Origin of the sequence: Treponema denticola ATCC 35405 (assembly GCF_000008185.1) — a bacterium.
Lineage (GTDB): Bacteria > Spirochaetota > Spirochaetia > Treponematales > Treponemataceae > Treponema_B > Treponema_B denticola.
In genome coordinates this window covers 593,580-609,274 of the sequence record NC_002967.9, presented here as the reverse complement: position 1 = coordinate 609,274, position 15,695 = coordinate 593,580, and the positions used below count along the sequence as shown (strand labels likewise).

Here is a 15,695-nt window from a genome sequence, read left to right as displayed (position 1 = left end):
CATGATAACTGATTTGACATTTACACAGCTACGTGACAAATTAAAAAATAAAGAACTTTCTTCCCTTCAAATTCTTAGAGCGTTTAAGGATGAGTATGAAAAAGATTTAAAACATCCTCTCCCATTGAACGGGTTTGTAGAATTTTTTGAAGATGCAGAAGAACATGCAAAAAAGGCAGATGAGCTTATAGCTCAAGGCGTTTCCTTTGATGAAAAACCTCTTTTGGGCCTGCCCATCGCAGTAAAAGACAACATCTCAATGGCAGGAAAGCTTTGCACCTGCTGCAGCCGCTCATTACAAGGCTACTATGCTCCATACAATGCAACGGTAATAGACCGCTTATTGGAAGCGGGAGCCGTTTTAATGGGAAGAATAAATATGGACGAACTCGCTATGGGTTCTTCAACCGAATTTTCATGCTACGGCCCGTCAAGGAATCCCGTTGACAGGGCTAGAACTCCGGGCGGCAGCTCAGGAGGTTCGGCAGCCGTAGTTGCAGGAAATCAAGCCCCCTTTTCTTTAGGAACTGAAACGGGAGGCTCGGTTCGTCTTCCGGCTTCTTATTGCGGAATTTACGGCCTTAAACCGACATACGGTCTTTTTAGCAGGTACGGGGTAGTCGCCTTCAGCTCTTCCCTTGACCAAGTCGGCCTTTTCGGAAAAGAAGCCGCCGACATAGCCCTCGGTCTCGCCGTTATGGCAGGAAAGGACGAAAAGGACGAAACTTCGGAAGAAGCCGATTTTTCTTCGTTATTAAAACTATCTGCCTACTCAAAAGAAGAAATAGCCTCATTAAAGATTGCAATCCCCAAGGAATTCTTAAATACCCAAGGCTTGGATCAGGAAGTAAAACAGGTCTTTGACGAACTCTGCGCTTGGCTTACCAAAAACGGAGCAAAACTTGAAGAAGTTTCCATACCTGTTTTAGAGGCTTCCATTCCGACATATTATACCCTTGCAATCTCGGAAGCAGCAAGCAATCTTTCACGCATAGACGGAATAAGATTCGGCCTCCGCAAAGATACCGGCAAGGGAAATGACGAACTTTATATTCAAACAAGAAGCGAAGGCTTCGGCCCAGAAGTTAAAAGACGGATTATAACCGGCAACTATGTTCTTTCAAAAGAATTTTCAGGAGACTGTTACGAAAAAAGCTTAAACGTAAGGGCAAAAATAGCTCAGGGAGTAAATGAAGTTTTACAAAAATACGACTTTATAATCTGTCCTACGGCTCCGGCTCCGGCCTTTAAGCTTAACGAAAAAGTAGACGATCCTATCGCTATGTACCTTTCTGACCTTTTTACAACCTTTGTAAACCTTGCCCGTATTCCGTCCCTTTCGGTTCCGGCAGGAAAAACAAAGGCAGGTCTTCCGGTAGGCATTCAGTTTTGCGGAAAGAAATTTTCTGAAGACCGTATCTTAAAACTTGCAAAGGCCTGGGAGGAACAAAATGCTTAAACACGGCAATTTAGAATACGAAATAATTATAGGCTGCGAAATACACTGCCAGCTTTTAACAAAGACAAAGGCTTTTTGTTCTTGTGAAAACCGTTACGGCGGAATTCCAAACACGAGGGTCTGTCCCTGCTGTCTCGGTCTGCCCGGAGCTCTTCCCAGAGTAAGCAAGGAATATGTAGAATTCGGAATTAAGGCCGGACACGCCCTCGGCTGCCGGATAAATAATTTTTCCAAATTCGACAGAAAGCATTATTTTTATCCCGACCTTGTAAAGGGCTATCAGATAACTCAATTTTACACACCTCTGTGCGAAGAAGGTGAAGTTGAGGTGAACCTTGCAGCTCAAAATGAAGAGCCGAAATTCAAAAAGATAAGAATTGAGAGAATCCATTTGGAAGAAGACGTAGGCAAAAGTCTTCACATAGAAGGCTCGCATAGTTATATTGACTTTAACCGCTCAGGCGTTCCTCTAATCGAAATTGTTTCAAAGCCCGATATGTCTACCCCCGATGAGGCTGCAAAATATATGCAGACAATCAGAGAGATTTTAAAATTTATCGGCGTTACCGACGGAAACATGGAAGAAGGAGCCCTGCGCTGTGATGCAAATGTCAACCTAAAAATCATCGACAACGGCGTAGAATTTAGAACTCCTATTTCCGAAATAAAAAATATGAACTCCTTTAAGGCTGTAAAGGATGCCTGCACCTATGAGGTTTCCCGTCAACTGGAAGAATACAACAGCAAGGACCGCATCGCTTTTAAGACGGGCTTTAAACGCACCATGGGCTGGGACGAACCTTCGGGGCAGACCGTAGTACAGCGTACAAAAACAATAGCGGAAGATTACCGCTTTATGCCCGAACCGGATTTAAGAGCCTTGGAGCTGAGCGATAAGTTTATCAAAGAGGTAAGTGATTCGGTCGGAGAATTACCGGAAGCAAAACGGCTCCGTTTTAAAAAAGAATATCATTTGTCGGAATTCGATGTTCAAACCCTGACCTCTGAAAGAGAGCTGGCGGAATGGTTTGAAGAGGCGGCTAAAAAATCTTCTTCTCCCAAAAAATGTGCCAACTGGATATTGGCGGAAGTTCTGGCTATTTTAAACGAAACAAACTCTTCTCTTTCGGATTTAAAATTCGGGCCTGAGGCTATAGCCGAGCTTGTAAATGTTATTGAAGAAGGAAAGATAACAAGCAAGCAGGCCAAAGATGTTTTTGCCGAGATGATAGCTTGCGGTAAAAAACCTTCTGCCGTAATAGCCGAAAAAGGCATGGAACAGGTAAGCGATTCTTCCTTTATCGAAAAAATTGTAGAAGAAGTTTTTGCCGAAAATGCCGAAGCCGTCCAAGATTGGAAAAACGGAAAAACCAATGTTGCAGGCTGGCTTATGGGGCAGGTTATGAAAAAATCAGGCGGCAAGGCCAACCCAAAACAAGCGGCTGACCTTGTGAATAAAAGACTGACAGAGTAAACTTACAGCCGTTTTTCTCATAAGTTTGCTTTATTATATTTACGGTGTATGAATACTGTTTTGCAAAGTTTTGAATGGCATCTACCGTACTTCCGCATAGAACAATCGTCATCCTCGGAGATACCGAAACGGTTAGAACCTGAAGCAGCACCCATTTTTGTCCATACTGCCCGAACATTCCGATTGTTCTAATCAACATATCCCTAAAAACCGGTAAATTACCGAAGACCTTTTGCAGGCAATGTAAAATACGGTGCAAAAAAAACCGCCCCGAGCCGGAGCTTTCCCCGGCTTGAGAGCGGTCGATTTAATTTGTAATTTGTAACTCAATTGGTAATTGCTAATGTGTAATTGACTTTTCCACATAATTACCAATTACCAATTATCCATTATCCATTGGAATTAACCATTAGCCGTTACTAATACTCTCTTATCCTGTCTTCAGGATAATCCGAAGCTGTTACAAGGGGCTTTATGGTTGCAGCATGAGAGCGCGGTATGAGCACGTTTTTGCACAAAAAGTCCTCGTCGTTTTCACCGAAAGCCTCGTTTCCTATTGCAGTTATACCGGTCGGCAATTTAACCGTTGCCTCATAACAGCTGTTGAAAGCTTGCTCTCCTATTGTGGTAAGAGCGGTACAGCCGGACAGGTCAACATTCGTTAAGTCAGTGCAGTTGGAAAAAGCACTCTTACCTATTTCGGTAAGCTTGATACAGGCGGACAGATTCACATTCGTTAACTTAGAGTAGGCAAAAGCATTTTCGCCTATTTCGGTAAGAGCGGTACAGGCGGAAAAGTCGACGGCTGCAAGCTTGGAGTATCCAATAATATAAAAAGCGTAATTGCCTATCGTAGTAACGCCTTTTCCGAGAGTCAGCTTTTTTACGTTCTTATTTACCTCATCCTTTTTCGTAAAATTTTCGATAATCGTACCTTTGATATCGCAGTGTATAACCAGCGTTTCAATAGAGCAGCCCTTAAAAGCATCAGTTCCTATCACGGTAAGGTTTTGGGGCAGCTCTACCTCTTTTAATGCCGTACAGCCTTCAAAAGCGAAATGACCTATCGTGGTAAGGCTCTGGGGCAGCTGCACCGCTTTTAAGGATGTACAGCCTTTAAAAGCCGCCAGCTTTATTGCAGTAAGAGAAGTGCAGGCGGACAGGTCTATACTTTCCAAGCGCGTACAGCCCAGAAATGCCCTATCATCTATTTCGGTAACATTTGCAGGCAGTTTAAGGGCAACCCTTTTATCGCTCTCTTTGATTATCTCTCCCAAGCGGCCGGCTTTTCCGTTTGTGGCAGCGGTTCCGGGGACTGTATTCGGTACGCCGGTCAGTTCGATGTAGTTTAAGTCCGTCGCTGAAGCGGTGTTAAGGTAACCGGCAAGTTTTGCGTAGGGTACCCGCACGTAGGCAGGTATCGGCGTGCCCCCTCCGTATAAAAAACCGCCCCGAGCCGGAGCTTTCTCCGCACTCAAGACGGTTTTTTAATTTGTAATTGGTAATTGGAAAATTACCCATTACCCACTAGCCATTACCCATTGAGCTCAAGGGCGCCAAGCCAGGCGGAAGCCAAGATAGTTGTACCTGCTGTCAGGACTGTAGTCCTCCCGTCTGCCTACAGTGCAGCCGCCCGCGCTGCCGCCCCAACTGCCGCCGCGCCTGACGCGGTAAGGGCCTGACGCGGCACCTTGAGGATCGGTAACAATACCGCCTTGCTCATAAGCACTATCGTTTGATGCAGGGTTATTATCATGCCTATCAAAACACCATTCCCAGACATTACCGCTCATATCGTGTAAACCGAGTGCATTTGCTCTCCTTTCTCCTACAGGATGTGTTGTTCCTCCCGCATTTCCGCTATACCATGCAACGGCTTTTGTCTCATCCGCATCATTCCAGTCGGCTTTTGCTCCGCTTGCACTGTTCAGCTTGGTCAACCATACATCGCCGTATTGTGCCGCATTTGTTTTATCGCTTCCCTGCCAGCGGGCAGCATATTCCCACTCAGCTTCAGTCGGAAGTCTAAAGCCTTTTTTATCCATATCGGCATAGGCTGCATCGCAAGCAGCTGTATCAGTTGCATCTTTTAATACGGTAGTATCGGTTTTGCTTTTGCGGTATACGCATTCTCCCTCGCCCATCGTCTTTTCCGTATACGCATTACACCACACAATACAGTCCCGCCAGATTACCATTGTTACAGGATGATTTTTGTTTCCTGTAGGAGGCTTGCCTATGTTTGTATAATTGGGATGACTACCTCCGCCGCCTGTGCCGTCCCAACCTTCAAGCCCTTTGTTTGCAAAGGTATAGCCCTTACCTTCTGCCCACGTACGCACTTGATACCATAACTCGTACGTTACCTCTGTTTTACCGAGCTTGTAGGGACTTAATTTTACCTTTCGGCCTGCACGGAATACGCCTTTCCGATTAGCTTCAGTTCCGGGTAAGGTGTAGTCAGGGTCAACGCCTACAATGCCTGTTGTCGTAGGTATTATTTTTATAAAGCCGTCACCTGTGTCTTCAAAACTACCGGCAGGCGTCCCGCCTCCGCCGGAGTTACCGCTTCCTGAACCGCCCCCGCCCGCGTTGTTCGGACAGCCGGTCATTCCAAATAGCGCAACAAGCGCTAAAACTGCGGCTGTGATGAGCGCCGACCCTCCTCTAAAGGCATAAGCCTTAGTCTTTGCATTACTTGTTTTCATCTTGAAAACCTCCCTACTTTTAATTTGTAATTATCCATTACCCATTATCCAATTGAATTATCAATTACCCATTGAATTAATCCCTGCACACTATACGAAAGCCGGTCTTGTCATTCTGCACTTCAGGTTCCCTGCGCGACCGATATGCGCACTTGCAGCGAGAGTAATGGTCACCATAGCTGCCGCCGCGACGAACGCGCTTGGTGCCAGACGTCGCTCCGGTCGGGTTATCCCCGCCTGTAGGCGTAGTGGAGCTGTACCAATCCCAGCACCATTCGGAAACGTTGCCGCCAATATCATCGAGGGGGAATTTCGGATGACTCTTCTTCTTTAATCCTTGGTGGGTTTTGCTGCCGCTGTTGGATTCATACCATATATAGTCGCCATACTCTGCTGAGGATGTTCCCCACGGCACCGGATATTGGTAATGCTCGATGCCGCCTTGGGCGGCCCATTCCCATTCGGCTTCGGTGGGCAAGCGAAAGCCTTTTTTGCTCCTGTCCATCGAAGGCACTTTTTTTTGCTTTGCGTACCGTACGGTGTAGGGGTTTCCGGCATACGTATATACGCATTCGCTTTCTCCCAACGCAGGACAACAGCGCGTCAGCTCGTTGCAAAAGGCAACCGCTTCATACCAGTTGACTTGTTCTACCGGGCGCCGCTCCTGTATTTCGCCCGAAGCAGGCGGTTTGCTCGGACCTTGGAAGCAGCTCGGGTTTGTGCCCATTACCAGTTCGTACAGTTCTTGCGTTACTTCCCCGTCTGCCATCCAGTAGGCGTCCAAGCTTACCTGATGCTCCTGGTTGTCCGTTTGCTCGCTGCGTCCGAGAGTGCCGTTTGTTGCTCCATAAATTTTATCCAGATAATAGAGGCGCTCGGTAACGATGCCGCTTTCCGGAGCGTAAAACTGCAATCTTCTAGCCGGACCATATTGTCCATACACTATGCGCGGCCTGATAAGCGCATACACGGTCTTCGTCGCCCCGTCGCTCACCTTAAAGGTATGGTTGGCGTTTATCTCCCACCCGTCGGCATCGTTCCACTGCCATTTTAAAATTGTCGCCCCGTGAGCAAGCGCGGATGAGGGCAGTTTATTTTGAGCCTTCGGTTTTACCGTGCTCCACGTATCGCCGTCGTACACGGTTATCGTGCCTGCCGTAGGCGGATTTTCCGTACCTACTTTACCGTATTTGACGGTAACCGTTATGCGCTTGTCGAATACTTTGGCATACACGGTGCGCGGCCCGTCGCTCGCCTTAAATATATGGTTGTCGTTTATCTCCTGCCCGCCGGCATCGTTCCAGTGCCATTTTTGTATGACAACACCGTAGGGAAGGTTCAGCTTAGCTGCGGCCTGCGCTTTTACCTCGCTCCACTTTTTGCCGTCGTACACGGTTATATTTCCTGCCGGTGTCGGGCTGCCGCTTCCCGTACCGTATTTTACGGTAACCGTTATGCGCTTATCGCCCGTTTCGGCATACACGGTGCAGTTCGGTGCGTCGGCCATTGTAAACTCGTAGTCGTCGGTCAGCACGGGGTCGCTTGCGCTCGTTCCCTTGTGCCACGCCGTTACGGCGTAGTTTGCCGGGTCGTTCACCGTTACTTTGGCGGCAACGGTTCCTTTAATGCTCTGCCACTTTACCCCGCTTTTAATGACAATCGTTTCCGTCGGGTTGTTGACGGTAACGTGGCCGTCGCCTTTAACCGTTAGGTAAATGCGTCGGTCTTCCAGCTCGGCAAAGATGTTCGCATCGTCATCAAAGCTGAATGTGTCGTCAAGCAGTGTGCCGTTCTTTTTCCAGCCCGTCAGCTCGTAGCCCGGGCTCACTTTGAGCGCGGCTTTCGCATAGGCTTTGAGCAGGGGGTTCCACGGCGTGTTTTTGTTCACGCTGATAGGGTTCGGCCCCAGTATGGCGCCTCCTCCCGCAGGCGTTACGCCGAAAGTGATTTTGACTTGTGTTCCTGAGCCCTGTATAGGGCTTAAATCGGGTAAGTCCGCCCGCGATTTAACGAACACGGTGGTGTCTTTAACAAACATGTCCGCGTCTTTAAGCTCCGGTGCGTTTTCGTCCTCGCCCAAATGCCACGTGTCGATCAAAAAGTTCGGTTTAGGGCTGATTTTGCCTTGAACCGTCGACTTCGCTTCCGCCCACTTAGCACCCGCCCGTACCGCAACCGGCTCCGACGGCACATTGACGTTCGCATCGCCCGTTACGGTGATGTTGACGGTAGCCGCGCTCCCGCCGCCTCCCGCGTTGTTCGGGCATGCGGTAAACAGCAAAGTAACTGCCAAAACTGCGGCCGTGATGAGCGCCGCCCCTCTAAAGGCGTGAACCTTTTTGTTGTTGTTTGAGTTCATCATAGACTCCTCCTGTCAAAGTCTTTTTAATTTGCAATTCAATTATCAATTACCAATTACCCATTATCCATTGGAATTGGATTGACTTGTCCCAATCCTCAAGGACATTCCGAAGCACAGTAACGGACGCTCCGTCATTAGTTTAACGGTCAGACCGTTATTATGCTGACGGCTAGTCCGTCATTATGCTGATGTACATTCCGTTATCAGCTTAACGGTCTTCCCGTCATTATACTGACGGCAGGAGCGTACATTTTGCTAGACTACCGCTTTTAAGGTTTTACGGTAGTATCCTTTTTTGAGTGTCTTCGATTTTTTGCTGCCATCGCTCGATAACTTTGTCCGTACTTCCAGCGTAAAATCGCCTGCGGGGACGCTTGCGTCCAAAAGAACGATGATGCGGGCCGGTTTGTTTTCGACTACCGAGGCACAGCGGACGGTTTTGGTGCCCGATACGGCGAATACGCCTTGTTCATCGTCTTTAGGGTCAAATTTTAACCGGCTGCCGATTATTTCCATTACAGAGCCGATTTTGACTTCGTCAGACGAGCCGTTCAGTTTGTCTAAAACGCTCGTGATGTACGGGTCGGTGCTTGCCGTTTCAGTCTTTATGGTTTTTACCTTGCCGACTGCGGTTTTAAGTGCCGTTCCCGCATTGATGTTCAGGTTGACCGTGTGCCGTTTTTTATCAAAAGCGTCGTCCGCTCCGTCAAAAACGCCCGATATGCTCATTGAAGTGTTGATAAGCGGCGTGTTAAGTGTGCCGCCTTCTTCGACGATAAATGAACATTCTTGGGTGTACAGCTGCATTATTGCGACCAAGTCGGTGCGTGTAACGGTTGTACCTCGTTTTACCATACGGTCAATTACATCTTCAAGTGTGAATACTTGACTGTCCGTAACTTGCGCCATGTAGTCATCCGGCGCAGGCGTGAGTAGGTTTTCGCGTAAACAATACTTTAACATCTTTTACCTCCTGTAGTTTAAGGGGGTGCCCCCTTAAAAATCCCCCCGATTAGGGGGAGAAAACACCCCGTTCCCTTACGGGCTTTTCAAGTCAGAGCAGTTTTTTCTCCCCCTATAACCCCCTCTTTTGACCTTGAAGCTACGCTGGTTGTACCCGCGCTGCCAAAGGGGACACCCCTTTGGAAACCCCGTTTATAGGTGGGGTTCTTAGGGGCAGAGCCCCTAAGCGGTTTTATTGAATGTGTAATGTAAAAAACGCACAAGGACGGGGATTTGCTCTTGTGCGTGCGGTTTACTGTGAGAAAATTTGTATTTAGCTGTGAATTTGTTTGGGCGGAGCGGAAATTTATGCCGCTTTGTTGCTTGTTGCTTGTTGCTTGTTGCTTGTTGCTTGTTGCTTGTTGCTTGTTGCTTGTTGCTTGTTGCTTGTTGCTAAAAATTGTGTCAGGCACACTGCTGCGTGTCAAGTGCTTTGCTTCACTTTTATACGTTTTTTGGTGAGAATGGTTGTAGCTGCTGTTGGTGCCTTTCAAGCGTTTTTCTATCATTATTTACATTATAGCCCGTTTTTATGCGGATTTCAATGTTTTTTTTTTAAATATACGGGCATCTTGCTGCGTTGCTTCAAAAAAAAACAATCCTCGACGTATCAGTACCGCCAGGATGGCGGTGGCTCCAAGCAGAATCGAGTTCGCACTGCGAACTCGCAGCTAAAGAATGAACACGGACGTTCATTCTTTAGCGTGCCTGCGGGTGTTTTTTTCTTGCGCCTTGAATCTGCTCCGCCTATTTGCAAAAGTGCTCATACTATATAACCGCAAAGATGCTAAGAGCGCAAAGGAATTTTTAATGATGTTTTGATGACATATCCTTTCATTTACCCTTGGCGGGCTTGGCGGTTTTTTTTGAATCTGCGCTGCTGGAAAAGTCCTGTTGTCCCAAGTCAGAAATATCGCTGTTTCTCGGAAAAGTTCTGCATCAGGGGTGTTGATTACATCATAAATTAGTATCTCGTTTTTTCTATCCCTTAAAAAATTCTCCGTATATCATAAGACATATCACAAACAAAAGTATCAGGCTTAAAGCGATAACGGAGTTTTCCAAACGTGCACCTGCAACACTGTGCTTTACTCCGTTTCGGTTTAAAAATCGTGAAAGAAAATAATTTATAGTTGAAAGAATTATGTGGCTTATCAATATCACAATTGTTTGCACCTTACTGCTTTGCGAGCTGATAAAAGACAATTTCGATATCAAAGATATTCCACCTATATAAATTACCATAACATAAAGAAGTCCTAAACCTTGAATCGGTATCATATTTACACCTCCCTAATTCATCCACTTTTTTGCTATTTCGGTAAAATCGGAAATCATTAAATTGAAATCATAATTCGGTGTTTTCTTTTTTTGTTTTTCTGCAATGGTTTTAAGAGCAATTAAAAAATACTCTGCCAGTTTTTCTTTTTGCTGATGATGTGTTAATAGGCTGAATTCTTTTTCAAGATGAATGACTACCTCTATCTTGCCCGTATCTGCTTTAAAAGGCCCGTATTGAAATCGGGGACGCAAGTAATATCCGTTTTCGGAAATTTCTTCTTTTGTGTATAATTTCTGTAATTCTTTTGCGGCTTCTTGACTTGATAATTTGCGTCCCGATTCATCGATGACATAGTTTGTTTTACAATGAGCATTATCATAATAGCTGAAAGCACATTTTAAGAAAATACAATTTACGGCTTTGCCGTATTTTTCGGGACGCATCTTTTTATTCAATTCATCCTGAAGCTTTTCCTCAATACTTTCTATAACCGGTTTGGAATTTTCATAACAGTTGGATATCGTACGCACAATCCAAACAGGATTTTTAGGAATCCAATTGCGTTGACTTTCAATTTTTATGTCTTCTATATTTTCGGTTACGGGGTAATCCCAATACACCGGTTGCTTCTGGTCTTTGCAATCGGGAGCAGGATAATAGGAAGTTCTGCCCTGCTCCATCGTAAAGCCCGTTTTTCTTTTTGACCATATTGCCTCGACAAAACGGAGCTCTCCGAATCTGTTGCAAAAAAAGGTGCGGGGATTACCGTTAAAAAACACACCTCTTGACGCTTCCAAAGGTTCATGATTTCCCCAGCCGATTACGGCAAGACATTCGCAAAGACGCACCGCCTTGTTCCACTCCGATACGCTTTTATAATCCGCATATTTTAAAAATTCCGCAAAAAGTTTTTCACGTATGTTTTCAATGGAGTTTTGAGAATGTAAAAAATCTTCCAGTTCCGATAAGTCGTTAATTGCATAAATTTCGTTCATATACGTTTTCCGTCTAATTTCCAATATCTAATTCTTGTATCGCCGCCGCATTTTTTGCAGCAATAATTTTTAGATACCGAAAAACCGATTCCGCTTTGTTCTGCAAGTTTTATAATCCGCTCTCTTTCTTCAACCAAGTTCGGAATATCCGGTATGAGGCAAGCGGAAATCAATTCTTCCGTTTTGTTTTGTAAAACAGCCTCTTTTACCATTTTAGGTAAAAGAATTGAAGCCAAATATGAATCCGTTTCTCTTTTGTGTATTTGTGAAAAACCGCAAGACTCACACTGAATGCCGGTTAAGATTTTCCGTGTACGGCTTTCTGCGAATATTTTTTCAATATTGATTTTTTTCCCTGCTTTTATTATATTTGCAATTCCGTAAGAAAGGCATTTAAAATATTCCATCAACTCATTTGCCCATGGTTCAGCCTCGTCGTTTATAGTATGATTATTTACCTTGCAAATCCAAATATCATTTATACTGCCCATTCCTCCGTAAGCCCCAAGATGATGCTCAACGCTGCCTGTGCTTAAGTATTCTTCAATATCGGTTTCAATCCATTTTCGCCAAGTACAGGACGTTTCGGTAAACAATTGTTTTAAAGCTTGCAATGCATAAATATAGTATCTATCATTTTCTCTTAGAAAATCCGGAATTTGTTTCATTGTTATACTCCTTTTAGCGACGCTTTTTTCATTTTTATTTAAACACACCATAGACAAAAATTCCGCCGACAACAGCAAAGAAAATACTGCCTGCAAAACCTATTATGCGGGCAACAGGACGGCCCAAATAACGGCTTATCTGCCCCATCCCCATTTACTTTGATAGTGTGCGTCCGGTGCATACAGCCAATCCCAATGTTCAATACGCTCGTCCATAGTTTACCTCCTCCTGTCCCATTTTTCTAAAGATTATTGAATAATTTCTAAACCATGTAAATATGCAAATTTAATTAAACTTGCACCGTAAAAGTCCTCAAAATGCAAATCTATATTTTCTTTTGGAATTTCTTTTAATGAGTTATAAAACGAAATATATTTTTTCTTTAACTTATCTTCTTTGATGACTTTATTAAAATATCTTTCAGCCGGCTCTTTGCCGCCAAAATAGTAGATATAGTAGAGCAAAGCATACCCTTTTAATGAGCCGTTTAAAATTCTTTCGATATTTTTATTTGTATCTTCAAAGTCTGCAAATAAAGGCATAATGTGTTTATGTAATAACCCCGTAATTTGCGTTACGGTATCTTTATAGCTTGCTCCGGCCAACTGCCACCAAGCGCCCGCTTTTCTTCCGGCTAAAGAACTAAGCTCTCCGCCGTAAATAATTCCTTCACCGGTTATGCCTGCTTTTTTCATAGCCTTTGAATAAATGTTGATATGCGGGATAAACTCAACATTAGATTCACAGTTGTATCTATTGGCTTGAAAATATATTTCAAAAATAATGTCTTTGTTATTTGCAATTTTTCGTAAAGTCTTTCCTTTACCTAGCACTTTAAAGTCAGGGAAATTGCGTGCTATTTCTTGCCATGCTTTTTCGCAAAGTTCTCTTGGTTTCATAACGTCCTCCTAAAAACTCATTTGCAAAATTCTAATATTTCAAAATCTTCACATTTTAATAAATGGAAACCAAAACATTTTGACCTGCTTGGGCTGCTTCGTTATAAAAATCTTTAAGTCCGGCAAATGCACATTTAAGTTCATCTATAATTTCTTCTTTTTCATCTTCATAATCCCAGATATTCGGATACAGTTTATTTTTCTTACATTTTTGCATACTGAAGTTTTCCAAAAGAGAATCAATATCGGTTTCATTTAATTTTTTCACGATTAATGGTATGGTTTCCTTTTTTGTATATCCGATAAAATCTTCGCATCCTTCGAAAGAATCTACTCCGACAATTGCTTCACTAAGCGGGTTACCCTCTATCGGCTCTCCTGCTGAAACACCGGTAAGTACAAAATGTAAAACGTCCCACATTTTATCCATGTCGAATAAAATACAGTTTTCGGCTTCTTGCAGTTCTTCCGTAAAATCCGCAATGTCTTTTTCGGTCATAAGTTTTTTTAAGTCCCTATCACTTATGAGTTGATAGTTTGCAATCATTCCCATATCAAATTCTCCTTAGCTGTTATCCAAATTATCATTCTTGTGAATACTCTTGTCTTTTGTACTCCATTATTAAGATAATGTCAATCGAGACTACACGCCAATCCGAATGGGGCTATTTCTATATTACTATCAAATACATACCCATACAGAGTAGGATTACCACCCGCCAATATTCCGCCAAAGGCGGAGAACAGAAAGCAAAAAAACGCCTCGATTGAAGCGTTTGTGAATTATATAATTTCACCCATTTCTAAGAATATCACATTTTCATAATTTTGATTTTTACAAAACTCTTTTACTCGTTCTGTACACAATAAAAAACCAGAGTTTGTAAGGGTAAAGAAGTCAAAGTCGCCGATTACATTGGAACTGAAAAACAATCCTTTGCCTTGCTCTCTTGGGATAATGACATCGCCTCTTAAATCTGCAACTCCTATTATTTCTTCTATCCCCCGTTCACTCCTTATTATCGTACTTTGAGGAAGACAGTCGAAACTTATCGGACTAAAAAAAGCGGTTAAGGGAATAGCTTCCTTGGGTAGCCATTTTAAACGTTTGATGTTTTTTGCGTTTAACTCTTTATCTGTTTTATTGTATCTCAATTCCACACTTTTCAGCTCTTTGAAATTTTCTTTTAGCAATTTAAAAATCGAGTTCTTACAGACATTTATCGCATAGCAAAAAACAAAATCACCAATTTTATCTCCACCGCTACACCAATCGTCCCACCAAACATCCAAAACATCAACTTCTTTAATGTTTTGTTTATTACTTGGTCGAAGAATGGCAAAACTATCTTTTCCCGCATAGCTCGTTATATTATATATTTTCATTTTTTACACTTCTTGGATTATATACTTCTCTTGGAATTGTGTGATGTAAATATGTAGCAGACAATCCAAAATATCAAACCACGTATTGGTATCTTTGACGTAGGCATAAAAATTACTTTCCCCACTTAACAATCTTATCGGGTCTTGACTTATGTATGATCCTGTACTTGGGGCATAGTACCTAACCTATTGTATACTAATTCCGTCTCGGTATCAAGATATTGCCCTTGATATAGAAACGATATGAAAATCTCGTCAACTTTTCTTTTTCAATGATTGTGATACAGAGTCTATTATTTCTTTTATTCTTTGAGATGAAAGTATTCCAATACCTCTTTTCTCTATTTCTTCTAATTCTTCGATAATTGCTTTAAAAGAGTGAAGTATTTGATTCAGCTTGTTAATATCCCCAAAAATTTCAATGTAGACATAAGTTTTAGCAATTATTCTTATTTCGAAATCTATCCAATCTTCATCATTGTCTCTGCCCAAAGGCTCGCTTGCTTTTAAAAAATCGCCATAATTACTTATATCAGCCCTTAAAATCCAGCCAGGATTATCTAACATACCAATAGAAATACCCTGCTCGTGTTCCCAGTCGCCGTCAATTTGAGTTTTTGTCCAGTCTTGTAACCAATCTACTATACTGCGCATATCCTATCCTTTACAACTATTTCTATTTTTAAATCGTTCATTATTTGGAAATTTATCATCAGTAGGTTCTCAAACATCCCCATTTTTTAAATTTACGTGAAGAGTAGGGATTTTTTTCCCTTGCCTAATTTATTATAGGTAGTTTACCCTGTTCCATCAACTCCACACCATCGAAACGCTTGTAATTATATACTAATTCTATTTCGGTATCAAGATATTGCCCTTAACAACACTAGTAAAATCTGAAAATTGAGATACACTTTTAAGAAACATATCCTCATAGTGAACTTTCGTATTTTTGATGCGTATAAATCCAAAACCTGTATCATCATGAGGATAAGCAATAAATCCTAATTCATCAAAAACAAAAAAACAATGCCCGTCAATTCCTTCATCCATCATCATTAACAAAGAGAACATAGATATAATATCATAATCCGTAGTGAGAAATTTTTTGAATCCCAAAGATAAACAATTATCATTATCGTAAATAGAAGCGCTAATTGTTTCTATATATCCAAAATCAATTAAATACTTTTCTATGTATTTTATGTAATTGTTTATGTTGCTGTTATTTAGATTATATTCTTTTACTTTGAAAATATTAGAAATTATGATTATATTATTTGTATATTTTCTAAAAAAATGCATAAAACACCTGACTATTTTATTTGCACGAAAAATAGTGAAAGGTTTATTTCTTCTGCAATATCCCTTCCAGCCTTTACTGTCGGTATAAGAATTCAAATTTACCCATTCTTGAATATTACAATTTGAGTTATCCATTATCGTGTTCATCTATCTA

The 15,695-nt window shown here is 42.6% G+C and carries 17 protein-coding genes; 2 read left to right on the top strand and 15 right to left on the bottom strand.

Annotated features, from left to right (window positions below):
- Position 1: 1 nt before the first annotated feature.
- On the top strand, positions 2-1,459 hold the full coding sequence (gene gatA, locus TDE_RS02780; protein ID WP_010956776.1) for an Asp-tRNA(Asn)/Glu-tRNA(Gln) amidotransferase subunit GatA: 1,458 nt from the start codon (positions 2-4) through the stop codon (positions 1,457-1,459).
- On the top strand, positions 1,452-2,933 hold the full coding sequence (gene gatB / locus TDE_RS02775) for an Asp-tRNA(Asn)/Glu-tRNA(Gln) amidotransferase subunit GatB (RefSeq protein WP_002681743.1): 1,482 nt from the start codon (positions 1,452-1,454) through the stop codon (positions 2,931-2,933). Before gatA ends, gatB begins: the two co-directional genes overlap by 8 nt.
- On the opposite strand, the gene TDE_RS02770 is transcribed toward gatB, so the two are convergent.
- From TDE_RS02770 to TDE_RS02695, 15 genes are all read right to left on the bottom strand, one after another.
- Positions 2,860-3,192 (bottom strand): hypothetical protein, encoded by a 333-nt coding sequence (locus TDE_RS02770; RefSeq protein ID WP_155116696.1) that lies wholly within the window; start codon positions 3,190-3,192, stop codon positions 2,860-2,862. The genes gatB and TDE_RS02770 overlap by 74 nt on opposite strands.
- A gap of 160 nt (positions 3,193-3,352) precedes the next feature.
- Positions 3,353-4,411, bottom strand: coding sequence for a leucine-rich repeat domain-containing protein (locus tag TDE_RS02765; RefSeq protein WP_002681742.1), 1,059 nt, complete (start codon positions 4,409-4,411; stop codon positions 3,353-3,355).
- Positions 4,412-4,480: 69 nt separating this feature from the next.
- Entirely contained in the window at positions 4,481-5,641 is a 1,161-nt protein-coding gene (locus tag TDE_RS02760; protein WP_002681741.1) for a formylglycine-generating enzyme family protein, read from the bottom strand.
- A gap of 76 nt (positions 5,642-5,717) precedes the next feature.
- On the bottom strand, positions 5,718-8,003 hold the full coding sequence (locus TDE_RS02755) for a formylglycine-generating enzyme family protein (RefSeq protein WP_002681740.1): 2,286 nt from the start codon (positions 8,001-8,003) through the stop codon (positions 5,718-5,720).
- A 255-nt stretch (positions 8,004-8,258) separates the two neighbouring features.
- A complete protein-coding gene (locus TDE_RS02750) occupies positions 8,259-8,966 on the bottom strand; it encodes a DNA-binding domain-containing protein (RefSeq protein ID WP_002681739.1) in 708 nt (235 codons plus the stop codon).
- An 86-nt stretch (positions 8,967-9,052) separates the two neighbouring features.
- Positions 9,053-9,514, bottom strand: a complete 462-nt coding sequence (locus tag TDE_RS02745; RefSeq protein ID WP_164920583.1) for a hypothetical protein — start codon at positions 9,512-9,514, stop codon at positions 9,053-9,055.
- 472 nt (positions 9,515-9,986) lie between these two features.
- Positions 9,987-10,286, bottom strand: coding sequence for a hypothetical protein (locus tag TDE_RS02740; protein WP_002681738.1), 300 nt, complete (start codon positions 10,284-10,286; stop codon positions 9,987-9,989).
- A gap of 12 nt (positions 10,287-10,298) precedes the next feature.
- Positions 10,299-11,282 (bottom strand): hypothetical protein, encoded by a 984-nt coding sequence (locus tag TDE_RS02735; RefSeq protein WP_002681736.1) that lies wholly within the window; start codon positions 11,280-11,282, stop codon positions 10,299-10,301.
- A complete protein-coding gene (locus TDE_RS02730; RefSeq protein ID WP_002681735.1) occupies positions 11,279-11,950 on the bottom strand; it encodes a DUF6966 domain-containing protein in 672 nt (223 codons plus the stop codon). Before TDE_RS02730 ends, TDE_RS02735 begins: the two co-directional genes overlap by 4 nt.
- Positions 11,951-12,199: 249 nt before the next feature.
- A complete protein-coding gene (locus tag TDE_RS02720; RefSeq protein WP_002681734.1) occupies positions 12,200-12,850 on the bottom strand; it encodes a DUF4304 domain-containing protein in 651 nt (216 codons plus the stop codon).
- Between the two features lie 55 nt (positions 12,851-12,905).
- On the bottom strand, positions 12,906-13,403 hold the full coding sequence (locus TDE_RS02715) for a YfbM family protein (protein WP_002681732.1): 498 nt from the start codon (positions 13,401-13,403) through the stop codon (positions 12,906-12,908).
- 230 nt (positions 13,404-13,633) lie between these two features.
- Entirely contained in the window at positions 13,634-14,236 is a 603-nt protein-coding gene (locus tag TDE_RS02710; RefSeq protein WP_002681730.1) for a hypothetical protein, read from the bottom strand.
- A gap of 3 nt (positions 14,237-14,239) precedes the next feature.
- On the bottom strand, positions 14,240-14,368 hold the full coding sequence (locus TDE_RS13450; protein WP_366796935.1) for a hypothetical protein: 129 nt from the start codon (positions 14,366-14,368) through the stop codon (positions 14,240-14,242).
- 123 nt (positions 14,369-14,491) lie between these two features.
- The gene (locus tag TDE_RS02700; RefSeq protein ID WP_002672474.1) at positions 14,492-14,890 is read right to left on the bottom strand and encodes an immunity 53 family protein; all 399 of its coding nucleotides are present in this window, start codon (positions 14,888-14,890) and stop codon (positions 14,492-14,494) included.
- A 198-nt stretch (positions 14,891-15,088) separates the two neighbouring features.
- Positions 15,089-15,688, bottom strand: a complete 600-nt coding sequence (locus TDE_RS02695; RefSeq protein ID WP_002681729.1) for a hypothetical protein — start codon at positions 15,686-15,688, stop codon at positions 15,089-15,091.
- Between the last annotated feature and the right edge of the window lie 7 nt (positions 15,689-15,695).